Source organism: Parafrigoribacterium mesophilum (assembly GCF_039652555.1).
Lineage (GTDB): Bacteria > Actinomycetota > Actinomycetes > Actinomycetales > Microbacteriaceae > Parafrigoribacterium > Parafrigoribacterium mesophilum.
In genome coordinates, this window is record NZ_JBDJAF010000001.1 from 440,688 (window position 1) to 462,451 (window position 21,764).

At 66.7% G+C, this 21,764-nt stretch carries 19 protein-coding genes and 1 tRNA gene; all 20 read right to left on the minus strand.

The window, feature by feature from the left end:
- Positions 1-33: 33 nt before the first annotated feature.
- Positions 34-1,245: a tyrosine-type recombinase/integrase gene (locus ABFX56_RS02220; RefSeq protein ID WP_346231649.1), complete on the minus strand. Its 1,212-nt coding sequence runs from the start codon at positions 1,243-1,245 to the stop codon at positions 34-36.
- On the minus strand, positions 1,238-1,438 hold the full coding sequence (locus ABFX56_RS02225) for a helix-turn-helix transcriptional regulator (RefSeq protein WP_346231650.1): 201 nt from the start codon (positions 1,436-1,438) through the stop codon (positions 1,238-1,240). Before ABFX56_RS02225 ends, ABFX56_RS02220 begins: the two co-directional genes overlap by 8 nt.
- A gap of 193 nt (positions 1,439-1,631) precedes the next feature.
- A tRNA-Asn gene (locus ABFX56_RS02230) sits at positions 1,632-1,704 on the minus strand.
- A gap of 84 nt (positions 1,705-1,788) precedes the next feature.
- Entirely contained in the window at positions 1,789-2,787 is a 999-nt protein-coding gene (locus ABFX56_RS02235) for a lactonase family protein (RefSeq protein ID WP_346231651.1), read from the minus strand.
- A 2-nt stretch (positions 2,788-2,789) separates the two neighbouring features.
- Positions 2,790-3,701 carry a D-isomer specific 2-hydroxyacid dehydrogenase family protein gene (locus ABFX56_RS02240; protein WP_428834420.1) on the minus strand — a complete coding sequence of 304 codons (912 nt, stop codon included), beginning with the start codon at positions 3,699-3,701 and terminating at the stop codon, positions 2,790-2,792.
- A gap of 132 nt (positions 3,702-3,833) precedes the next feature.
- Positions 3,834-4,634: an ATP-binding cassette domain-containing protein gene (locus tag ABFX56_RS02245; RefSeq protein ID WP_346231653.1), complete on the minus strand. Its 801-nt coding sequence runs from the start codon at positions 4,632-4,634 to the stop codon at positions 3,834-3,836.
- Positions 4,634-6,325 carry a dipeptide ABC transporter ATP-binding protein gene (locus tag ABFX56_RS02250; protein ID WP_346231654.1) on the minus strand — a complete coding sequence of 564 codons (1,692 nt, stop codon included), beginning with the start codon at positions 6,323-6,325 and terminating at the stop codon, positions 4,634-4,636. Before ABFX56_RS02250 ends, ABFX56_RS02245 begins: the two co-directional genes overlap by 1 nt.
- Positions 6,318-7,364 carry an ABC transporter permease gene (locus ABFX56_RS02255; RefSeq protein WP_346231655.1) on the minus strand — a complete coding sequence of 349 codons (1,047 nt, stop codon included), beginning with the start codon at positions 7,362-7,364 and terminating at the stop codon, positions 6,318-6,320. Before ABFX56_RS02255 ends, ABFX56_RS02250 begins: the two co-directional genes overlap by 8 nt.
- A gap of 1 nt (position 7,365) precedes the next feature.
- The gene (locus ABFX56_RS02260; protein WP_346231656.1) at positions 7,366-8,463 is read right to left on the minus strand and encodes an ABC transporter permease; all 1,098 of its coding nucleotides are present in this window, start codon (positions 8,461-8,463) and stop codon (positions 7,366-7,368) included.
- Positions 8,464-8,571: 108 nt separating this feature from the next.
- Positions 8,572-10,218, minus strand: a complete 1,647-nt coding sequence (locus ABFX56_RS02265) for an ABC transporter substrate-binding protein (RefSeq protein WP_346231657.1) — start codon at positions 10,216-10,218, stop codon at positions 8,572-8,574.
- Positions 10,219-10,383: 165 nt separating this feature from the next.
- Positions 10,384-12,294 (minus strand): DNA primase, encoded by a 1,911-nt coding sequence (gene dnaG, locus ABFX56_RS02270; protein ID WP_346231658.1) that lies wholly within the window; start codon positions 12,292-12,294, stop codon positions 10,384-10,386.
- A gap of 331 nt (positions 12,295-12,625) precedes the next feature.
- The gene (locus ABFX56_RS02275; RefSeq protein ID WP_346231659.1) at positions 12,626-13,891 is read right to left on the minus strand and encodes a deoxyguanosinetriphosphate triphosphohydrolase; all 1,266 of its coding nucleotides are present in this window, start codon (positions 13,889-13,891) and stop codon (positions 12,626-12,628) included.
- Positions 13,884-15,053 (minus strand): tRNA dihydrouridine synthase DusB, encoded by a 1,170-nt coding sequence (dusB, locus tag ABFX56_RS02280; protein ID WP_346231660.1) that lies wholly within the window; start codon positions 15,051-15,053, stop codon positions 13,884-13,886. The genes ABFX56_RS02275 and dusB overlap by 8 nt, the downstream gene beginning before the upstream one ends.
- A 61-nt stretch (positions 15,054-15,114) precedes the next feature.
- Entirely contained in the window at positions 15,115-16,014 is a 900-nt protein-coding gene (locus tag ABFX56_RS02285; RefSeq protein ID WP_346231661.1) for a dihydrodipicolinate synthase family protein, read from the minus strand.
- 200 nt (positions 16,015-16,214) lie between these two features.
- On the minus strand, positions 16,215-16,877 hold the full coding sequence (locus tag ABFX56_RS02290; protein WP_346231662.1) for a DsbA family oxidoreductase: 663 nt from the start codon (positions 16,875-16,877) through the stop codon (positions 16,215-16,217).
- Complete coding sequence (locus tag ABFX56_RS02295) at positions 16,874-17,899, minus strand: hypothetical protein (protein ID WP_346231663.1); 1,026 nt, start codon at positions 17,897-17,899, stop codon at positions 16,874-16,876. Before ABFX56_RS02295 ends, ABFX56_RS02290 begins: the two co-directional genes overlap by 4 nt.
- 288 nt (positions 17,900-18,187) lie before the next feature.
- Entirely contained in the window at positions 18,188-18,568 is a 381-nt protein-coding gene (locus ABFX56_RS02300) for a hypothetical protein (protein WP_346231664.1), read from the minus strand.
- A gap of 51 nt (positions 18,569-18,619) precedes the next feature.
- Complete coding sequence (locus ABFX56_RS02305; RefSeq protein ID WP_346231665.1) at positions 18,620-20,002, minus strand: glycine--tRNA ligase; 1,383 nt, start codon at positions 20,000-20,002, stop codon at positions 18,620-18,622.
- A 135-nt stretch (positions 20,003-20,137) separates the two neighbouring features.
- Complete coding sequence (locus ABFX56_RS02310; protein WP_346231666.1) at positions 20,138-20,938, minus strand: isoprenyl transferase; 801 nt, start codon at positions 20,936-20,938, stop codon at positions 20,138-20,140.
- Positions 20,935-21,726, minus strand: coding sequence for a DNA repair protein RecO (gene recO / locus ABFX56_RS02315; RefSeq protein WP_346231667.1), 792 nt, complete (start codon positions 21,724-21,726; stop codon positions 20,935-20,937). Before recO ends, ABFX56_RS02310 begins: the two co-directional genes overlap by 4 nt.
- Positions 21,727-21,764 lie beyond the last annotated feature (38 nt).

Sequence of the window (21,764 nt, forward strand, 5' to 3'; positions counted from 1 at the left end):
ACGATCTTCGACTTCGTTTCGATTAGGCCGGGGTTAGTCTGCTCCGTTCATGCGGAGTGCCGCGTCCAGTATTACTGCTGTTGTCGGGTCGACCTGTTCGGCGGTGACGACGTAGCTGGCCCGCGTGATCGCCTCGTTTGCGTGCCCGAGGAGTCGGGAGGCGAGTGTGATGCCGGCAGCTGCCTCGACGAGGGTCGCTGCCGTGCGGCGGAAGATGTGTGACGAGAACTGGTCGACCGCGATCCCGGCCTCGCCTAGTGCCTGCTCGTTGTCGTCCACGAAGGTGCGTAGGAGCCGCTCGTAGTTGCTGACGCTGTACGGCCGGCCGTTCTGGGTGGCGAACAGATAGCTGCCCGGGCCCTTCTCGGCGGCGGCGAGCCGTCTGCGGACGGCGGCGGCGGCGAAGCTGGGCAGTGCGACCCGTCGTGTCTGTCGTTCCCGTTTCGGGGATGCTTTGCGACTGAGGCCGTTCTGGCGGGTCTGGGTCAGTGTTCCGTTGATGAGCACGGTCGGGGGGTTCGTCGTCACGTCGACATCCATCCGGCGTAGCGCGACGGTTTCCCCGATTCGCGCGCTGGTGCCGATCATGATGTCCATGCCGTCTTCGAGCTTGGCCACATCGGGACGCGGTCCGCCGGGCGTGCCGTCCGCTCGCCACGCATGGATCAGCTGCCGCACGACGGCGATCTGCTCCGGCGCCAGATACGACTTCTTCTTGGGACTGTTCGGCAGTTTCTGGATGTCTCGGATCGGGTTGGTGGCGAGTGCGCCTTGCCGGACCGCCGAGCCGCAGACTTGGCTGAGGACTCCGCGGAGCTTGCGGGCGGCTGACGCCGATCTGGCCTCCAGGACCTTGCGCACGATCCGGTCGCAACGGCCTACGGTGAGTTCTTCGAGCCGGAGTGCCCCGCAGGTGGGCACCACGATGAGCCTGACTGTGTCCTCGTAGGCCTCGATACTGGAGATCTCGATCCGGCCTGCGGCGCGGACCTCGGCCAGCCACATCGAACAGGCTTGGGCGACCGTCGTGTCGGCACACATCTCTTCGGACGCCCCGGTGCTCAGCTCGGCGGCGCGCCGCCGCACGTTGGCGATTGCCTCCGCCTCGGTGGCGCCGGTCGCCTGCGGGTGGTGGGGCGCTCCGGCATCGTCTCTCATGTGGAGTCGGGCCCGGATGCGCCCATTGGCGAGGGTGGTCAGCTGGATCGAGCCCAGCTCTCCGGCCCGGGTGCGCGGCCTAGGCATGAGTTTCCAGGCTCTCGAACCACCGCATGACGGCATCCAGCTCGTAGCGGACGTGCTTGCCCAGTTTTCGGTACGGCGGCCCGGATTTGGTCAGCCGCCAGTCCTCGAGGGTCCGTGGCGAAATCTGGAGAAGTCGCCCCACTTCGTTCTGGGTCAAGATCCTGGGAAGCGGCGCAGCCGTGTTCTCGTCCATACCGGGGAGGTGCGCGCGGTGACGACGGAGAGACCCGTAGCGGCCCGTACCCGGCAGTGCTCGTCGAGGCATGGCTGGCGGGAACGGCCGATTTCGGTCGTTTTTGGACGCGTTTATGGACGCATCGCGGGTTTTGAGCGCGGGAGAGGCCAAAATAACCCCCTGAATTCCGTGGAATTCAGGGGGTTAGACGCTCCCCGACCAAGACTCGAACTTGGAACCTGCCGGTTAACAGCCGGCTGCTCTGCCAATTGAGCTATCGAGGATTACTGACGCAGCAAGCTACCTTAGCAAACCTTTCGCGCCCCATCATTATCTCATGAGTCGCCACCGGCGAGTCACACCACCACTCACCCGACGGGACAGAGGAACGTCGGCGAAGGCACCGGTTCCGGCTCGCCCACCGGCCGCGGGATGCCATCGGCATCGATCCTGAAACTGGTGACGGTGCTGGAGCGCTGGTTCGCCACATAAAGCATGTCGTCGACCAGGGTCAGGTTTCGCGGCCAATCACCGCCGCACGAGATGTCGGCCACCGGAGACAAGTCAGACGTGCGGATGACAACGATCCGATTCGAGCCACGCAGCCCGGAGTAGAGGAATCGACCGTCGTCACTGAGTTGGAGGCCGGCACCATGGTCCCCCACCACCGGATGCGCCACCGCCGCCCCGGCCGCCACGATCGACACCGCATCGGCGCCAACCTCGAGCTCGAACACTGATGCAGTCAACTCGCCGATGACATACACACGATGGCCATCACCGCCGGCCGGTGACGCGAAGTCCCTGGGCCCCGTTCCTGCAGGCAGATCAAGCGAGCCGGTCCTGGTCAACAGTCCGACGTGCACCCGATGCAGATGTACCTGATCGAGACCGAGATCGGCGCTGAGCACCATTGGGCCGAGAAACGTGGAGTGCGCGTGCGGGCCGTCCTGCTCCGGTTTCGGTCCGCGTCCGCTCGCGCGCAGCGCCTGCGCGGCCGGACCGATCCGACCATCCGAGTCCAGCGGGAAGACATCGACCACCCCGCTGCCGTAGTTGCAGACGTACAGCCAGTGCTCGGTCGCCGTGATGTGGCACGGTAACGGACCGTTGGTGTCCGCTCCGCCGAGCGGCACCAGTTCGAATCCGTCGGCGCGGGCGAATGCCTCGATCCGCGCATTGGCCTCGTCGACCGCATACACGATCCGCCCGGTCACACCGTTCGCGACAAACGACGGCGACGACGTCTCCACCGCCAGTCCCAGATATTTCAGGCTGCCGTCCGCGCGCGGCCGAAGCGCGCCGATTCCTTCCGACTCCCCCAGCGACCCGGTGTAGGAACCGGCCCACCACAGTGACGGGAGCACCCTCAGTAGCCTCGCGCCGGGTCCACGACGCCCTCGAACCGTCCGTCGCCCAGCAGCGCTCGCACGTTGGTACGGATCCGCTCAGCCAGCAGCGGCGCGGTCATGTACGGCGTGTCCGCGCTGTGCGGGGTGATGATCACCCGCGGTTCATCCCACAGCGGATGCCCGTCGGGTAGCGGCTCGGGATCGGTCACGTCCAACCCGGCCCCGGCGATCGAACCTGCCGCCAGTGCGGCGACCAGCGCATCGGTGTCGATCAGCGCACCGCGGGCAACGTTCACCAGCACCGCGGTCGTCTTCATCGCCTCGAGCTGGGCGGAACCGATCAGATGACGCGTCTCGGACGTGGATGCCGCGGCGACGATCACGACATCCGCCTCGGGAAGCACGTCGCCCAGCCGGTCGACGGTGAGGGTGCGCTTTGCACCGGCCAGGTCCTCGGCGCTGCGCCGAACCACGGTGATGTGCGTTCCGAACGGCGCCAGCAACCGGATCAGCTCCACCGCGATCCCGCCGGCTCCGATGATCACGACATTCAGCCCAAACAGCGACGTCCCCTCCGCGACGCGGGACCAGCTGCGCGCCCGCACCCGACTCGGGATCACCCTCAGCAGCGCCAGAGCCAGCGTCAGCGCGTGCTCGGCAACCGGCTGGGAATAGGCCCCCTTGGCACTGGTCCACAGTGGCCTGGCCGTACCGGCAAAGCGCTGCAGCACCGGCGCGAACGCGTCGACGCCCGACCACGGCAGTTGCACCCATTCGACCTGAGGATTGTCCTTCAGCAGCTGGGTCAACTCGCTCGCGCGTTCCGACGAGAGCCAGACCACGCCGCGGGTCTGGCTCGACAGCTCGGCCACTTCCCCACCGCCGGCGATTACCGCATCCACGAACACGTCCTTGGGCCTGGGCAGCACCGCGATGGGTCCAGGATGCGGTCGGCGCTCGGCGGGCAGTTCTTCACTCGGGCGGCCGAGCACCGCCCGATGCTGTGGTACGGACTGAATTGTGGTCACTTTCGGCTCCTTCATCCGACCTGCGGTGCTGGGCTACGCCGGCTCCGGCAGGTACGGGGCACAGGGTCCGGCACGCAGTTCGTCGACCGACCCGATCCCTATGATTATCCCCCGTCGCAACACGGCAACTCTGGTGGTCAGCCTGGTGATGTTCGGATCGTTGCTGACGACGAGGGCGGAAAAGCCCCACTCCCGGTGCAGCCGCCGCAATGTGTCCATCACGGCGACACGCACCGTGACATCCATCCCGTTGGTGGGCCCGTCCGCGACCAGCAGGTCTGGTTGCAAAATCAACGCCCTGGCCAACGCGACCCGCTGCCGGTGCCCGCGACTGAGCTCCTGCGGCATCCTGGTGATCACGGCCAGCGGTAGATGCACCGCATCCACCATCGTCGCCACGATGCCGGCCGCCTCCTGCTGACTGAACCGCCGATCACGATCGAAGATCGGCTCCGCCACGTTCTCGCCCACCGTGAGGTAGGGCTTGAGCCGATCGGCGCCGTCTTGCGGCAGATAGCCGATCCGCCTCGCCAGCAGGTGTCGCCGACGCGGTCCCATCCGCCGAACACCGGCCCCCAGCACCGCCAGCGATCCGCCGCAGATTTCGGGGTAACCGCTGTCCAGCTCCCCGTGCCCGGCCGAAAGTGCGACGGTGGCGGCGAGCGTGGACTTGCCAGCCCCCGAGTCGCCCATCAGCGCGAGAATCTCGCCGGAGGCGATGTCGAGCGTGACACCGTCCACCGCGCGCACGTGCGAGCGGGCATTGCGCGTCCGGTAGCGGATCGACAGGTCCCGAGCAGACACCGCCGAGTCACGCCCGGACGGGGCGGACATTACCGCTCCAACTCCCGCAGCCGGTGCAGTTCGTCGCGGCGGGCGGCCTGCGCGATCGGGTCCGGAACCGGAAGCGACGCCAGCAGCCGCCGGGTGTACGGATGCTTCGGCGCCACCAGAACCTCGGCCCCGGTGCCTTCCTCCACGAGCTGGCCGTGGTACAGCACCGCGATCCGGTCGGCCAGGATGTCCACCACGGCAAGATCGTGGCTGATGAACAGCGCTGCGAAGCCGAATTCCCGTTGCAGCTCGGCGAACAGTTCCAGTACCTTCGCTTGCACCGACACATCCAGCGCGGACGTCGGTTCATCGGCAATGAGCAGCTTCGGCTCCAGCGCGATGGCGCGGGCCAGACTGGCCCGTTGCCGCTGGCCGCCGCTGAGTTCGTGTGGATAGCGGTCGCCGAAACCACGCGGCAGCTGCACCGCCTCGAGCAGGTCGCCCACCCGGTCACGGGCATCCGCCACGTTCTCGGCACGGCCGTGCACGAGCAGGGGTTCCGCGACGCACTCGGCAATGGTCAACAGCGGGTTGAAACTCGACGCCGGATCCTGGAAGACGAAACCGATGTCGCTGCGCACCTTGCGGAAGGTGCGTTCCCGGATGCCGTTCATCTCCAGGCCGAGCACCTTCAGCGACCCGCCAGTCACCCTGGTCAGGCCGGCGATGGCCCGGCCGATGGTGGTCTTCCCGGATCCGCTCTCCCCTACCAGCCCCAGCACCTCACCGGGCCGGATCGCGAAACTGACCCGGTCCACGGCGAGGAACCCACCCCGACCGAGCCGCCCGGGGTATTCGATGCTCAAGTCGGTGGCGGCCACCACCGGAACGGCATCGGCCCAGGTCGACTCCCGTTGCGCGGCCCGCTGCGAGGTCTGCACCGTGCCCTGGCCGACGTGCGGCACGGCCTCCAGCAACCGTTTCGTGTAGGGGTCTTTAGGTGCGGAGAACAGCGTGACGGCATCCGCTTCTTCCACGAGCTTGCCCTGGTACATCACCGCGACACGGTCGGCCAGATCGGCGACAACACCCATGTTGTGGGTGATCAGAACGATGGCGGTGCCGAACTCGTCACGGCACTTACGCAGCAGGTCGAGAATTTCGGCCTGCACGGTGACATCCAGCGCCGTCGTTGGTTCGTCGGCGACGATGAGCCCCGGATCCAGTACGAGGGCCATGGCGATCACCACGCGCTGCTTCTGCCCGCCGGACAGCTGGTGCGGGAAGTAGTCGATGCGCGTCTTCGGGTCGGGGATGCCGACCTTGCCGAGGATGTCGATGGCCTTCGCGCGGGCCTGCCGCCGGGTGTAGCGGCCGTGGGCACGCAGCCCCTCGATGATCTGCCAACCGATCGTGTACACCGGGTTCAGTGCGGTGGACGGCTCCTGGAAGACCATGGCGACGTCGGACCCGCGCACTTCGCGCAGTTGCGAGGTGGACAGCGGAACCACGTCCACCGAGGACCGACCGTCCTTGGAAGTGAGCAGCACCGCGCCATGCTCGGTCGCCGTTTCGGGAAGCAGACCCAGGATCGCTTTGGCGGTGACGGTCTTGCCGCTGCCGCTCTCGCCCACGATGGCCAGCACCTCACCGAGCCCGACCGTGAGGCTGACACCGTCGACGGCGGTGACGGTACCGGCGTCGGTGGCGAAGGAGACGGCCAGGTCGGTGATCTCGACGACGTTACTCATGCGCTGCGCCCTCCGCGTTCAGCCCCAACACTCCGGCAGGTCCCGTGGCGGACACGCCGCCAGGAACCACCGCCGTCACGCCCACCACTTCCGGTTCCACGGCCGCCACTGCCTTACGGCCGCGCAGGCGCGGGTCGGCCAGGTCGTTGAGACTCTCGCCGACCAGTGTCATGCCGAGCACGACGAGCACGATCGCCAAGCCCGGGAACACCGAGGTCCACCAGATTCCGCTGGTGACGTCCGAGATCGATTTGTTGAGATCGAAGCCCCATTCCGCGGCCGAGGTGGGCTCAATGCCGAAGCCGAGGAAGCCCAGGCCGGCCAGGGTGAGGATGGCCTCCGACGCGTTCAGGGTGAAGATCAATGGCAGCGTCCTGGTCGAGTTGCGCAGCACGTGCCGGAACATGATCCGGCCGGTGCCGCTGCCGATCACCTTTGCCGACTCCACGAACGCCTCGGACTTGATCCTGACCACTTCGGAGCGGGTCACCCGGAAGTACTGCGGAATGAAGACGACAGTGATCGAGATCGCCGCGGCCAGGATGCCGCCGACCAGCTGGGATCGGCCGCCGGAGATCACGATCGACATGACGATTGCCAGCAGCAACGACGGGAACGCGTAGACGGCATCCGCGACAACCACGAGCACACGGTCGACCCAGCCGCCGAGGTAGCCGGAGGTGAGCCCGAGCAGCACGCCGGCGAAGATCGACAGCGCCACCGCCACCACGATGACGAGGAGGGCGGTTTGCGAGCCCCAGATCACCCGGGAGAGCACGTCATAGCCGCCGACGGTAGTGCCGAGCGGATGCCCGGGGCCAGGCGGAACCTGCGCGCCGAACTGCACGCCGTTCTCGCCGCTGAGGTCGGAGAAGCCATACGGTGCCAGCAGGGGCGCGAAGATCGCGGTGAGCACGAAGATCGCGCAGATCACCAGCCCGGCAACGAGCATGCCGCGTTGCCAGCCAACGCTCTGTTGCAGTTGATGGACGATCGGCAGGCGGGACCAGAGGCTGCGCTTCGGAGAGTTCGGGGCCATGTCAGTACTTCACTCTCGGATCGATGAGCGCCGCGACGACATCCACGATGAAGTTGGTCACCGCGACGATCACCGCCAGCAGCACCACGATGCCCTGCACCGCGACGAAGTCTCGAGCGGTGAGGTATTGCACCAGCATGAAGCCCAGTCCCTTCCACTCGAAGACGGTCTCGGTGAGGACGGCACCACCGAGCAGCAATGCCACCTGCAGGCCGATCACCGTGATGATGGGAACCAGCGCGGGCTTGTAGGCGTGTTTGCGCACGAGGCGCAGTTCGCCGACTCCGCGGGAACGGGCCGCGTCGACGTAGTCGGTGGTCAGAGTGCCGATCATGTTCAGCCGCACCAGCCGCAGGAACACCCCGGCGGTGAGCAGCCCGAGGGCGATGCCGGGCAGGATGGCGTGGGCGAGCACATCCGCCACGTTGTCCGCGTTGCCGGACGCGATCGCGTCGATGAGGTGAATGCCGGTCGGATGCGGCAGCAGTTGCAGGTCCAGTTCGGTGCGGGTGGATGCCCGTCCGGCGACGGGGAGCCAGTCCAGCCAGACGGCGAACACGAGCTTGAGCAGCAGGCCGGCGAAGAAGACCGGAGTGGCGTAGCAGAGGATGGCGAAGACGCGCAGCACGGCGTCGGGCCAGCGGTCGCGCAGGTAGGCCGCCAGCATTCCGAACGGGATGCCGACGATGAACGCGACGATGAGGGCGTAAAACGCCAGCTCGAGGGTGGCACCGCCATAGGTGGTGAGAATCTCGGTGACCGGTCGGTTGTCACTGAGGGTGGAACCGAAGTTGCCGGTGAAAATCTGCCCCAGGTACTCGACGTACTGCACGAGTACCGGTCGGTCGTAGCCGGCCGCGTGGATGCGTTCCTGGATCTGGTCGGCACTGAGTCGCCCGCCCAGGGCCGCGGTGATCGGATCGCCGATGGTGCGCATCAGCAGGAACACCATCGAGACCAGGATGAAGACGGTGGGGATGATGAGCAGCAACCGCACCAGGATGTAGCGGCCGAGCCGACTGCCGCCTGCCGTGGACTTCCGCTGTTTGCCGACCGGCGGGGTTGCCCCGGCGGTATCCTCAGTCACGGTTGCGGTCATTATTGCCAATCTCGTCGGTTGCGTGAAAGGAGGGGGCGACCCGCGTTCAGGCGGACCGCCCCCTCAACGCAACGGCCACAGTGATTGTAGCCGGTGCTGTGTTACCTGCTACTTGCTGAGCACTCCGAAGCGGAACTTGAAGGACGCGTCGAGCGTGTCGCCGACACCCTTCACGTCCGTGCCGGCGACCGCAACCTGGGCGCCCTGCAGCATCGGCAGTGTGGACAGCTGCGCTGCCACCTTCTCTTGGACCTGCTTGATCTCGTCCAGGCGCTTGCTCTGGTCGGTTTCGACGGCCTGCTGCTTGATCAGCGCGTCGATCTCAGGGTTGTCGAAGTGGTTCTTCAGGAAGTTGTCCTTCTGGAAGAACGGCGACAGGTAGTTGTCGGCGTCCGAGTAGTCCGGGAACCATCCGAGCTGGTAGAGCGGGTACACGTCCGCGGAGCGGTCCTTGGAGTACTGCACCCATTCGGTCGACTGCAGGTTCACCGTGAACAGTCCACTCTTCTCGAGTTGGTTCTTGATCTGCGCGTACTCGTCACCCGAGCTGGCACCGTAGTGGTCCGGGTTGTACTGCAGCTTCAACTCAACAGGAGTGGTCACTCCGGCATCCTTCAACACCGACGCGGCCTTGTCCGCATCCGGGCCGCCGTTGCCATCGCCGTACATCGACTTCAGCGGCTCCGCGGCGCCGGGCAAGCCGGCGGGAACGTAGGAGTACAACGGCAGGTAGGTGCCCTTGTAGACCTGCTTCGCGATCGCGTCACGGTCGATGAGGTCGGCCATCGCCTGGCGAACCGCGAGAGCCTTGGCCGGGTTGGCCTCGGGGGTCGTGGCGCCGAACGGCATCGTGTTGAAGTTGAACACGATGTAGCGGATTTCTCCGCCGGGCCCCGTGTAGACCTTGACGCTCTTCTCCTTGCTCAGGCTTTCGACGTCGGTCGCCGAGAGGCTGCGGGTGGCAACGTCAATGCCGCCCTGCTGCACCTCGAGCTTCATGTTCGACTGGTCGGCGAAGTACTTGAGGTTGATCGTGGCGGTCTTCGGGGTGCCGAGCAGGCCCTTGTAGCCCTTGTACGCCTTGAACTGCACCAGTTCGTTGAACTTGTAGCTGGCGATCTCGTACGGTCCGGCGAACGCCTTGGCCTTGACGATCTCGTCGTCGGTGGTCACCGCGTCGGGCGAGAAGGTTTCCTCGTCCACGATCGGGCCGGCTGGGCTAGAGAGGATTTGAGGCCAGATCTGGTCGTTGGCCGCCTTGAGGTGGAAGACCACGGTGGTCGGATTCGTGGCGTCGGTGCTCTCCAAGTTGTAGAGCAGGGACGACGGGCCGTTGTCGGCGGCGATCTTCAGCTGGCGGTCGAAGGAGAACTTGACGTCCGAGGAGGTCAGGTCGTGGCCGTTGGCGAACTTCAGGCCCTTCTTCAGCACCACCGTGTATTCGGTGGGAGCGGTGAACTTCGCCGACTCGGCGATGTCTGGCTTCACGTCGGCGCTGCCGGGCGTGGAGTTCATCAGGAACGGGAACACGTTGTTCATGATGAAGAACGAGCCGTTGTCGTAAGAGCCGGCAGGGTCAAGCGTGGTGACCTTGTCGGTGGTGCCGACGACGAGGCTGCCGCTGGAATTGCTTGCTCCCGGCTTGTTGTTGTCCGCGTTGCCCCCGGCTGCGCAGCCGGTGACCACCATGGCGAACACGGCGGAGGTGCCGAGTGCGGCGAGCAGTCGTCTGCTGACCTTGGATCCGGATGTCATATCCGTTTTCCTCTCTTAGTGCATAGAGTGCACCGCGGGCGAAGCCGTCCGCGGTGCAGAGCTGTACCTACTTTGGTAACACAATAAGTACGTTTTCAGCTAATCGACTCGAGACGAACAGGGAATGTTTACGAACCTGCAACATCCGGCGCAAGATCCGTGCGTTTACTCGTCCCGGAGTGCGCGACGTTGGGCCTCCACGCTCATCAACGAGCGTTGGATTTCACGGTACTTCTCCTGCTCGGCGGCCGAGTCGGTGCGCTGCAACCGGCCGAGTAATTCGGCCTTCTGCCGCAGCAGGTCCCGTTCGATCAGGGAGACCGTGACGCCGGTGCAGTACGCGGTCAGTTCGCGCCCGGACTGCTCGGGAATGGGCGCCATGCCGAGTTCGGCGACCAATGCCGAGAATGGCGCGGGGACCTCGGCGATGACCCGATCCAGCCAGCCTCGTGAGTCGATCGCCTCGGCAGTTGCGGTAGGCAGGCTAGCGGCGACGGCGTCGCGCACTACCGCCAGCGACGCGTTTGCCATCGCGGCCTGACTGGCGCGCTGGACCAGATCCGGGCGGATCTCCTCCGGGTGCTGCAAGATCGCCATCAGCGCGTCCCGTTCCAGCCGGGTGGCCGGGTCTCCAGGCAGCTGACGCAGGGTGGGTCCGACCGGCGCGGCAGGTGCCGCCGGCTCGGGTTCGTCGGGCCGGGCGGATGCTGCATGCTCCAGCCGTGGGGACGGCGCTGCCGACTTTGCGCGGGCGGCGTTCACGGCGCCCTGAACCTCGCGCGGATCCAGGCCCAGCCAGCGCGCCAGGTCGCGCACGTAGCCGGTGTGCAACGCGGTGTCGCGGATGCCCAGAACCACTGGAGCGGCCGCGCGAAGGGCAGTCACCCGACCCTCAACGGTTTCCAGGTCGTGGCCGGCGAGCATCCGACGGATCATGAACTCGAACAGCGGCTTCTTGCCTGCGACCATGCGGCGCACCGCTTCGTCGCCGCGGTGCAACCGCAAATCGCACGGGTCGAGCCCCTCCGGGCCGATCGCGACGAAGGTTTGCGCGGCGAACCGCTGTTCCTCGCTGAACGCGCGGCTGGCCGCCTTCTGGCCCGCGGCATCCGGGTCGAAGGTGAACACGACCTCGCCCACCCCGCGGGTGTTCACGTTTTCGACGTCGCCGAGCATCCGCCGGATCACCTTGATGTGGTCGACACCGAACGCGGTGCCGCAGGTGGCGACGGCGGTGGTGACCCCGGCAAGGTGGCAGGCCATCACGTCGGTGTACCCCTCGACGACAACCACCTGCCGGCCGCGGGAGATGTCCCGCTTGGCCAGGTCTAGCCCGTAGAGCACCTGGGACTTGTGGTAGACCGCGGTCTCCGGGGTGTTGAGGTATTTGGGTCCCTGATCGTCCTCGAGCAGGCGACGCGCGCCGAAGCCGAGGGTCGCACCGGTGACATCGCGGATGGGCCAAACCAGCCGGCCGCGGAAGCGGTCGTAGGTTCCGCGGTCGCCGGCACTGAGCAGGCCGGCGCCGAGCAGTTCGGCGTCGGTGAAGCGCAGTGATTTGAGGTGTTTTCCAAGTGCGTCGTACGACTTGGGGGCGAAGCCGATCCCGAACCGCTCGGCGGCGGCCGGGTCGAATCCGCGCTCCCCCAGGAACTTGCGGCCCGGTTCGGCACCGGGCAGGGACAACTGGGCGACGAAGTATTCTGCGGCGGCCTGGTTCGCGGCGAGCAGGCGCGCCCGGTTGCCGTGGTCGCTGTTCGCCTGGCCGCCGTCCTCGTAGTGCAGTTCGAAGCCGATGCGGGCGGCCATCCGCTCGACCGCTTCGGTGAAGGTGGTGTGGTCCATCTTCTGCAGGAAGCTGAACACGTCGCCGTCTTCGCCGCATCCGAAGCAATGGTAACGGCCCACCTGGGGCCGCACATGGAAGCTGGGGCTGCGCTCATCGTGGAACGGGCAGAGCCCCTTGAGCGAGCCGATGCCGGCGCCCTTGAGGGTGACATAGTCCCCGACCACGTCGGCGATGTTGATCCTGGCGCGCAGTTCATCGAGGTCTGCGCGTCGGATCAGGCCTGCCATGGTATGAGTCTAGGCAAGCCCGGCCGTCCTAGATTCCGTTCTCCACAGTCCGCACCAACTGAGCAGGTTGAGGCACGCGCCGTAGCCGGTTGAGTAGGCGAGCGTCAGCGCGAGCCGTATCGAAACCGCGTCAGCCGGTTGAGTGGGCGAGCGCCAGCGCGAGCCGTATCGAAACCGCGCCAGCGGGTTGAGTGCGAGCGCCAGCGCGAGCCGTATCGAAACCGCGCCAGCGGGTTGAGTGCGAGCGCCAGCGCGAGCCGTATCGAAACCGCGCCAGCGGGTTGAGTAGGCGAGCGCCAGCGCGAGCCGTATCGAAACCAGCCGCCCTACCTCAGCGCGAGCCCACCAGGCGGTCGTGCCAGGCCATCGCGGACTGATCTGTCAAACTGGCCACCTGGTCGACGACCACCCGTTTGCGCTGCTGGTCGGTGGCGGCGGCCCGCCAATCCGCCGCGAACCCGGCATCCAGACGATCGGGTCCGGTGCGCAGCAACTCGTTGGCCAGTTCGGTGAGGATGTGACGCTGCTGCGCGTAGATCGGCTGCCGGGTGTTTCGGGACATCACGAACGCGGCGACGATCCCCTTGAGCACAGAGATCTCCGCCTGAATCTCCCGCGGCACGATGATGTCGGCGGCGAACCGGCTGAGTCCGCCGCTGGCGGGCGCCTGCGCCAGGGTGGCCTGGGTGGCCGCCGCAGCAAACCGGCCGATGAGCTGGCTGGTGAGGTTCTTCAGCCTGCCCTGATCGCGGCGGCTGCCGTCCCAGGTGTCCAGCCAGGCGTCGTGGGCCGCCAGAACGTCGAACGCCGCCACGAGTTCCTCATGGCTGATTTCGCCGCCGATCCAGGAGAACATCGAGTTCACCAGTGCATTGTGGTTCACCCGGGCGCCCAGGGCGGCGACGTCGATGTAGCCGCCGACGATCGCATCCTCGAAGTCGTGCACCGAGTACGCGATGTCGTCGGAGAGGTCCATCACCTGCGCCTCGATGCAACGCCGACGGTCCGGGGCTCCCTCGCGCAGCCATTCGAACGCATCCAGATCGTCTTGGTAGAAGCCGAACTTGGCCCGTCCGCTGGGGTCGTCGACTGCCTGGCTGTCCGGCCACGGGTATTTGCAGCTGGCGTCGAGGCTCGCCCTGGTGAGGTTGAGGCCGTAGGAGCGGCCGCCCGGGCCGAACACCTTCGGTTCGATCCTGGTGAGCAGCCGGAGGGTCTGCGCGTTGCCCTCGAACCCGCCGATGTCCTCGCACCATGCGTTCAAGGCGCGCTCACCGTTGTGTCCGAACGGCGGATGCCCGAGGTCGTGCGCGAGGCACGCCGTGTCCACCACGTCGGGGTCGAGTCCGAGGCTGGTGGCCAGTTCGCGGCCCACTTGGGCTACTTCCAGGGAGTGGGTGAGCCGGTTGCGGGCGAAGTCGAGTCCCGCGGCGGGGCTGAGCACCTGCGTCTTCGCGGCGAGCCGGCGCAGCGCGCTGGAGTGCAGCAGGCGAGCCCGGTCTCTGGCGAAGTCACTGCGGGGGTTCAGGTGGGTTTCGGGGAGCCAGCGCTGCAGGTCGTGGTCGCTGTAGCCGTCCTGCGTGCTGTTCTCAGCCACCGCTGGTGTCTCCCTCACCCTCGGTCAACGCGCTGCGGTGCTCCTCGCCCAGTTCGTGGCTGTCCAGCCAGTGCTCCGGTAGGGCCGGCCGTTTGGGGGTACCGGCTCGGCCGCGCGGCCCCTCGGCCGGCTCCCCCGGGTACGGCGCGTTCCAGTCCAGCGTGCCGAGCAGGTCGTCCATCTGTTGCAGACTCTCCACCAGGGCCAGCGCCGCACGGGTGTCCCCGCCCACCGGGTAGCCCTTGAAGTACCAGCTGATGTGCTTGCGGATGTCGCGGCAGGCCCACTCCTCGCTGCCGAAGAACTCCACGAGCAGCTCGGTGTGGCGGCGCAGCGCAGCGGCGACGGTGCCGAGCGACGGATGCGCGATGTGCGGCTCACCGTGGAAGGCCGCATGCAGGTCCCCGAACAGCCAAGGCCGGCCCAGGCAGCCGCGGCCGACGACGACGCCGTCGCATCCGGTTTCGCGCATCATCCGCACGCCGTCGGCGCCGGACCAGATGTCGCCGTTGCCGAGCACGGGCACGCTGGTGACGGTCTCCTTCAGTTCGGCGATCGCGGCCCAGTCGGCGTGGCCGCTGTAGAACTGCGCGGCGGTGCGGGCATGCAGGGCGATGCTGGACACCCCGGCGCCCTCGGCCGCCTTGGCGGCCTCAAGGAAGGTGAGATGGTCGGAGTCGATGCCCTTGCGCATCTTCACGGTGAGCGGCAGCGGGCCGGCGGCCTTCACAGCGCCCTCGACGATGTCGCGGAACAGTCCGCGTTTCCAGGGCAGCGCCGCACCGCCGCCCTTGCGAGTGACCTTGGGCACCGGGCAGCCGAAATTCAGGTCAATGTGGTCGGCGCGGTCCTCGGCCACGAGCATGGTGACCGCCTCGGCCACCGTCTTCGGGTCGACGCCGTACAGCTGGATGCTGCGCGGCGACTCGGAGGCGTGATGTTGAATGAGGTGCATCGACTTCGGGGTGCGTTCCACCAGGGACCGGCTGGTGATCATTTCGCTGACGTAGAGTCCGGCGCCGAATTCGCGGCACAACCGACGAAACGCCGCGTTGGTGATGCCGGCCATGGGGGCCAGCACGACGGGGGTGTCGAGGGCGATCGAGCCGATGGTGAGGGCTGGCTTCGCCGGGTGCGGGACGGTGGTCGTGAGGAGACTCATTTCCTCAATTCTCTCAGACAGCGCAATTTTCTGAAGACAGGCCTCGGTGTCGTGCGCCGCATCAGACCAGCCGGCCGGCCTCGAGCGCGAGGATCAGCGCGGCCTTCTCGTCGTATCCGAGCGGTAACAGGGGCTCGGGCGGCAGTGCCGAGCTGAGGCCGAGCAGGTCGACCAGGGCGTACATCACCCGGATGCTGCCCACCCGACGCATGAGCTCCCACATCGGCTGGAGGCGGGCGTCGCACCGCCGGGCGACGTCGTGGTTGCCGTCGGCGATCGCCTTCACGAGGGCGGTGCCGGCATCCGGAAGCGTGCCGGCCAGCACCGAGTACCAGGCGCCGGATCCCTCGATGAGCGCCTCCACCGCCAAGGCGTCGCCGCTCATTCCGATCACAAAGTCCTCGTCGACGAGCGGAAGGATCTCGGCGCGCCGCGCGGCCAGTTCCTCGCTGCTGCCCGCGCTGTCTTTGATTGCGGCCACGTGCTCCAGCTGGCTGAGCTCACCGATGAGCGCAGGACTGAAGGTGAACTTGGTGGTGCCGGGATTGTTGTAGATGCAGATCGGGAGCGCGACGGCCTCGTTGACGCGTTCGAACAGCCGCACCACTTCGCGGTCGTTCAGCGGTATGTACGACATCGCGGACAGCAGGATGGCATCCGCTCCCGCCTTCTTCGCGTCGAGGGCATGCTCGAGCACCTGGTCGGTGCGCAGGGCGCTCACCCCGGCGATCACCGGCTTGGTGAGCACGTCATGCGCGGTCTTGATCGCGCGACGGCGCTGCGCCCGATTCAAATAGGCGGCGGCGCCGGTGCTCCCCAGCACCCCTACCGAGTCGATTGCGGAGTTCTCCAGGCGCTCCAGCAGCACACCGAATTCGTCGACCATCACCTCCCCGGATGCCGACGCCGGGGTCAACGGGAACGCGCTCAAGCCCGTGAAAAGAGTGGATTCGTCAGCCATCGGGTCTCCTGCTTCCCAGCCTGCATTCTGGTTTTTCACAGTACACCGCGGGCGCGGCATGCCACACAGGCAGGAGGCAGAAGGCTACTCCGTGGAAAAAGGCCGATCAGCATCCGTTTCAGCGACGGGAATCGCGCAGACCCCGTCGACGCAGCTGGCGGCATCCGGATCGCCGATCATGTTCAGCGGTACCGGGGCGGTCATGCGGACACCTTCTCGTCGCGCACCTGAGCCAGGGCGCTGGCGAAAACCTGCGGATCTTGCGCCCCGGAAATGCCGTACTTGCCATCGATTACGAAGAACGGCACACCCTGGATGCCGTACGCGACAGCCTGCGCTTGATCGGCACGCACGTCGGCGAGGTATTCGTTCTCGGCGAGCGAGCGCAGCACATCCTCGCGGTCCAGGCCGATCTCCGCGGCCAGGTCGGCCAGGTCGGCGTCGCGGCCGACGTGCCGCCCCTCGACAAAGTAGGCCTTCAACAGGCGCTCCTTCATGTCCAGTTGCCGACCATGTGCCTTCGCGTAGTGGATGACCTGGTGCGCTTTGACCGTGTTGGTGTGCTTGAGCGCGTCGTAGTCGTAGTGCAGGTCGACGCTCTCCGCGACGCCGGTGACTCGCGCCAGCATCTGCGTGACCTGGTCGACAGGAAGGCCTTTGCGTGCCGCGAGGAAGTCGATCTCGCTGCCGTCGAAGTCGACGGGCGTATCGGGAGACAGTTCGAAGGAGTGGTACTCGACCTCCACCTCTCCGGCGAATTCGGCAGCGCCGGCCTCGAACTTGCGCTTGCCGATGTAACACCACGGGCAGGCGATGTCGGACCAGATGTCAACTTTGATGGCTTCACGCCCAGATTCACTCATACTGGGGCCAACTGAGCGATCCGCGAGATCATTCCCGTCCTCATCCTGCCCCCTCCCCTCGGAAATTCAGGAAGTCGGGTGGACGACCCATCCAGCATCCGCCATCTTCTGCGGCCGCGGTGGGCTGGGCGGACGCTGCATCCTGATTTTTCGAGGGACCAGCCCGGATGCCGGGCGACGATCGCGGACTCGATCGCTTCGACGAGACGGTCGAACTCGTAGCGGACCATCGTGTAAGTCGCTCTCAGTGCGTGGCGTCCCTCGATCGTGATGCTGATGTCTTTGCGCCGGTCTTTTTCGGACCGGCCCAGGTGGAGATCCCCATCCGTCTCCAGCGCGACGATGTCCTCGATCACGAGGTCGATGCGCTCGAGCCTGCCCACGGGAACCTGACTCGTCACAAGAAAACCATGCAGTTGCAGGCCGGTGCGCGCGATGCTCTCGAGGATGCTGTCGCACCGGACGTCGATCCAGTTGGCGATCATCCGTGCGTCGTCGGGCAGCGCGAGCAGGATGCGCTCGAGGCCCCGCCGGTTCAGGCAGCCGGTCCGCAACCCCCAGTCGAACGCGGCCACGGCGAGCTCGAACGGTTCGTCCAGCACGACACGGACGAACGCATCCGTCAGGCTCACGAGCTGGCTCCCGCCGCGCGCCACCACACCATCGTCGTCCCAGTGCAACACGACATCCGTGCTCAATGCCGGGTCCAATCGGGAGAATCGGTCCCACTGCTTGCGCAAGCGAGCTGCCCGATGCGGGACGGACACGTGCAGCGGATGCTCCTGCCAAGTCCAGCAGCCGAGTTCGACGAGCGCCGAGATTCCGGTCAGCCTGCCGCCGACTCGGGCTGCCCGTAAGACGGGTTCACTCTCCGGGAACGTGGAGTACCACCCTTGCCGCGCTCGGTGCACCTCGCCGCCGCGAACCGCCCGCGTCAGCATCCAGTCTGTTGCTCCAAGCGCAACCAGCTGCCGCTTCTGAGCCAACCCGCCGAGGCTCGTCACCATCTCCCGTATCGACATGGCGCCGACTCTGCGCCATGCGGCGAGCCGAGCCGCCGCCTCACCGGCGAGCCGGGCACACCCCGCCGGGACCTGCTCCTGGGGAGGAGAGGAGACACGACATCCGTCTCCCGCTGCGTCCCCCTACGGAAATTCAGGACTCCCCGTCGCTTCAGGCCCTCGGTGCCCGAGGATACGGACGGCCAACACGCCGATTCCTGAATTTCCGGGGGGGGCGTGCGGGTGAGGGCGGGGCGCGGGCGGGGCGCGGGCGGCGCGGGGGCGGCGCGGCGGCGCGGGCGGCGCGGGTCAGAGCTCGATGCAGTCGGCCCGACACGCGTCATCGTCGACGGCAGCTGCCCCGACGAGCACCGGGGTCGCGGCCCGGTGCAGCACGGCACGGGTCGGGGTGATGCGTAGGATGCCACCATCCTGCAGGGAGTCGCCGTCCACGATCAGCGAGTACCCGCCGTCGGCTGCCGGCGGCCACACCAGCGAGATCGCCGGTCGGGCCGCGGCGTTGCGCAAGGTGCGCCCACCAGCCTCCGCCACGACGACGACGCCGTCTGACACGCTCGGATGTACGGCCACGGCATGCACGCGTCCGCTGTCACCGACGGTCATCACGTAGGCGTACCCGTACTTGTCCACCTGGTCGGCCAGCTTGCCGACATCCACCTGAGTGCTCATGACCGAAGGCTATCCCCGCGGCGGCGGTCGGTCGAGTGACTTTAGTCCTACTCAGGCGACGAACTGCTCGGCCAAGTAGCCGCGCAGCCGGTCCAGGGAGATCCGCTCCTGCGCCATGCTGTCCCGCTCACGCACGGTGACTGCTTTGTCGTCGAGGCTGTCGAAGTCCACGGTGACGCAGAACGGCGTGCCGACCTCATCCTGGCGGCGATATCGGCGCCCGATCGCGCCGGCGTCGTCGAACTCGATGGCCCAGTACTTGCGCAGGTCCGCGGCCAGCTCCCGCGCCATCGGCGAGAGCCGTTCGTTCCTCGACAACGGCAGCACCGCCACCTTGACCGGCGCGAGCCTGCGATCCAGCCGCAGCACGGTGCGCTTGTCAACGCCGCCCTTGGTATTGGGTGCCTCGTCCTCCGAATACGCGTCGACCAGAAACGCCATCAGCGCACGGGTGAGACCGAACGCCGGCTCGATCACATATGGGGTCCAGCGCTTGTCCTGCGACTGGTCGAAATAGGACAGGTCGGTGCCGGATGCGGCGGAGTGCGTCTTCAGGTCGAAGTCGGTGCGGTTGGCCACGCCCATCAGCTCACCCCACGGGTTGCCCTGGAAGCCGAACTTGTACTCGATGTCCACGGTGCGCTTGGAGTAGTGCGACAGTTTCTCTTTCGGGTGCTCGTAGAGTCGCAGGTTCTCCGGGTTCAGCCCCAGGTCGGTGTACCACGCGTAGGACTGGTCGATCCAGTACTGGTGCCAAGTCTCATCGGTGCCGGGCTCGACGAAGAACTCCATCTCCATCTGCTCGAACTCGCGGGTGCGGAAGATGAAGTTGCCCGGCGTGATCTCGTTGCGGAAGCTCTTACCCACCTGACCGATGCCGAACGGCGGCTTCATCCGGGACGCGCCGAGCACATTGGCGAAGTTCACGAAAATACCCTGCGCGGTCTCCGGGCGCAGGTAGTGCAGCCCCGCCTCGTTGTCCAGCGCGCCGAGGAAGGTCTTGAGCAGTCCGGAGAAGTTCCGCGGCTCGGTCCACGATCCGGGCTGCCCGGTGTCCGGGTCGCGGATGTCCGCGAGGCCGTTCACCGGCGGATGCCCGTGCTTGAGTTCATACGCCTCAATCAGGTGATCGGCGCGGTAGCGCTTGTGCGTGTGCAGCGACTCCACCAGCGGGTCGGTGAACACCTCCACGTGCCCTGAGGCCTCCCACACCCGCCGTGGCAGGATCACCGAGGAGTCCAGCCCGACGACATCCTCGCGGCCGTCGACCATCCACTGCCACCACTGCCGCTTGATGTTCTCCTTGAGCGCCACTCCGAGTGGGCCGTAGTCCCAGGCCGACCGTGAACCGCCGTAGATCTCACCGGCCTGGAAAACGAATCCGCGGCGCTTGGCCAGGGAGATGACGGAATCAAGACGGGAAGGTGCTGCCACAGATGCTCCAAAGGTCAGCCGCGCTGGGTACGCGGTCGGCGTCGCGCCACAACCGTGCGACCACGCCGCAGGATGTCGCAGTGCGACCGCTCCGAGTCTACTGGCCGCTACCTGACCACCGTGCGGGCCCCGGCATCAGAGCGTGGGGCTGTCCACCGCGGCCCCGAACCGGCGGGTACGGGAGGCGTACAGTTCCACCGCGCGCCAGAGATCGTCCCGGCTGAAGTCCGGCCACAGCGTGTCGAGGAACACCATTTCGGCGTAGGCGCTCTGCCAAAGCATGAAGTTGCTGGTGCGTTGTTCTCCGGAGCTGCGCACGAACAGGTCGACGTCCGGCAGCTCCGGCGTGTACAGGTGACGCTGGATGGTCTTCTCGGTGATCCCGGACGGTTTCAGCCTGCCCGCCGCGATATCGTCGCCGACCCGGCGGAGAGCATCCACGATTTCGGTGCGTCCGCCGTAGTTGACGCACATGGTCAGCGTGAGCACGCTGTTGCCTGCGGTGAGGCGTTCGGCGAACTGGAGTTCTTTGATGACAGAGGTCCAGAGCCGCGGTTTGCGTCCCGCCCACCGGATGCGCACGCCCCAGTCGTTGAGCTGATCGCGCCTGCGATGCAGCACTTCGCGGTTGAAGCCCATCAAAAAGCGCACCTCGTCGGGCGAGCGTTTCCAATTCTCGGTGGAGAAGGCGTAAACGCTGAGGTGCTTCACGCCGATCTGGATGGCGCCGGCCACGACGTCCAGGAGTGCCGCCTCTCCGGCTCGGTGACCTTCGATCCTGGTGAGCCCGCGACGGTTGGCCCAGCGGCCGTTGCCGTCCATGACAATGGCGACGTGGGCCGGCACCGCGGCGGCGGGAAGTGGCTTCGGGTAGCGGCCGGTCCAGTCGACGGGTTTAAAGTCGACGGCGTCGCGATGGGTTTTGGGGACGGTCATGAGGTCTCGATACGCTCGCTGGCTTCCGCTACTCGACCAGCGGAAACCGCGCTCGGCTCGACGAACGTACGGTCCACGTGCTGCAGCGACCGCAGGCTGCGTTCAAGATGGAACTGCGTGTACGCGGCGACCACGCCGCTGGCCTGGCTGCGGGTGCCGCTTGGGCTGGCCTCGGCGATGGCCCAGTCCCCCGCAAGCAGCGCGGCCAGCAGGCCCAGCGTCGCCGAGTCGAGCCTGGGTGCGCCGGGCGGAGCCACCTCGTCGGACACCACGCCACCCAGTTGCACCACGAAGGCGGAGTGCGGTCCCGGGGCGCCGGTGACGGCGCAGTCGACGAAGCTCGGCGCCCACCCCGCCACGGACAGTGCTCGGAGCAGGTACGAGTCCAGGGTGAGGCTGGGGTGATGCTCGTGCCGCGACAGTGACCGCAGTCCGCCGATCAGCAGCAGGTACTGCTGCAGCGAGCCGTTGTCGTCGGTAATCTTGTCGGCTGTTTCGACCATGACGTTGGCGGCGGTATAGCATCCGTAGTCCTCGGCGATGTCGGCGCCGTAGGAGCCGAGCGACTCCGCCTGGGTGATGATGTCGAGGCTGCGACCCTCGTAGAGCTGAACGTCGGCGACCATGAACGGCTCCAACCGGGCGCCGAATTTGGATGCCGTGCGCCTCACGCCCTTGGCGACGGCGCGGATCTTGCCGTGCTGACGACTGAGCATGGTGACGATGCGGTCGGCTTCGCCGAGCTTGTGCGTTCGCAGCACCACTGCTTCGTCACGGTAGAGGGGCATACGTCAATTATCACCGGGGTGGAGGTGCGCCGAGGCAG

Coding starts and splice junctions, on each gene's coding strand:
- ABFX56_RS02220 (WP_346231649.1), bottom strand. CDS start 1,245: ATGCCTAGGCCGCGCACCCGGGCCGGAGAGCTGGGCTCGATCCAGCTG.
- ABFX56_RS02225 (WP_346231650.1), bottom strand. CDS start 1,438: ATGGACGAGAACACGGCTGCGCCGCTTCCCAGGATCTTGACCCAGAAC.
- ABFX56_RS02245 (WP_346231653.1), bottom strand. CDS start 4,634: ATGTCCGCCCCGTCCGGGCGTGACTCGGCGGTGTCTGCTCGGGACCTG.
- ABFX56_RS02250 (WP_346231654.1), bottom strand. CDS start 6,325: ATGAGTAACGTCGTCGAGATCACCGACCTGGCCGTCTCCTTCGCCACC.
- ABFX56_RS02255 (WP_346231655.1), bottom strand. CDS start 7,364: ATGGCCCCGAACTCTCCGAAGCGCAGCCTCTGGTCCCGCCTGCCGATC.
- ABFX56_RS02260 (WP_346231656.1), bottom strand. CDS start 8,463: ATGACCGCAACCGTGACTGAGGATACCGCCGGGGCAACCCCGCCGGTC.
- ABFX56_RS02265 (WP_346231657.1), bottom strand. CDS start 10,218: ATGACATCCGGATCCAAGGTCAGCAGACGACTGCTCGCCGCACTCGGC.
- dnaG (WP_346231658.1), bottom strand. CDS start 12,294: ATGGCAGGCCTGATCCGACGCGCAGACCTCGATGAACTGCGCGCCAGG.
- dusB (WP_346231660.1), bottom strand. CDS start 15,053: ATGAGTCTCCTCACGACCACCGTCCCGCACCCGGCGAAGCCAGCCCTC.
- ABFX56_RS02285 (WP_346231661.1), bottom strand. CDS start 16,014: ATGGCTGACGAATCCACTCTTTTCACGGGCTTGAGCGCGTTCCCGTTG.
- ABFX56_RS02290 (WP_346231662.1), bottom strand. CDS start 16,877: ATGAGTGAATCTGGGCGTGAAGCCATCAAAGTTGACATCTGGTCCGAC.
- ABFX56_RS02295 (WP_346231663.1), bottom strand. CDS start 17,899: ATGTCGATACGGGAGATGGTGACGAGCCTCGGCGGGTTGGCTCAGAAG.
- ABFX56_RS02300 (WP_346231664.1), bottom strand. CDS start 18,568: ATGAGCACTCAGGTGGATGTCGGCAAGCTGGCCGACCAGGTGGACAAG.
- ABFX56_RS02310 (WP_346231666.1), bottom strand. CDS start 20,938: ATGACCGTCCCCAAAACCCATCGCGACGCCGTCGACTTTAAACCCGTC.
- recO (WP_346231667.1), bottom strand. CDS start 21,726: ATGCCCCTCTACCGTGACGAAGCAGTGGTGCTGCGAACGCACAAGCTC.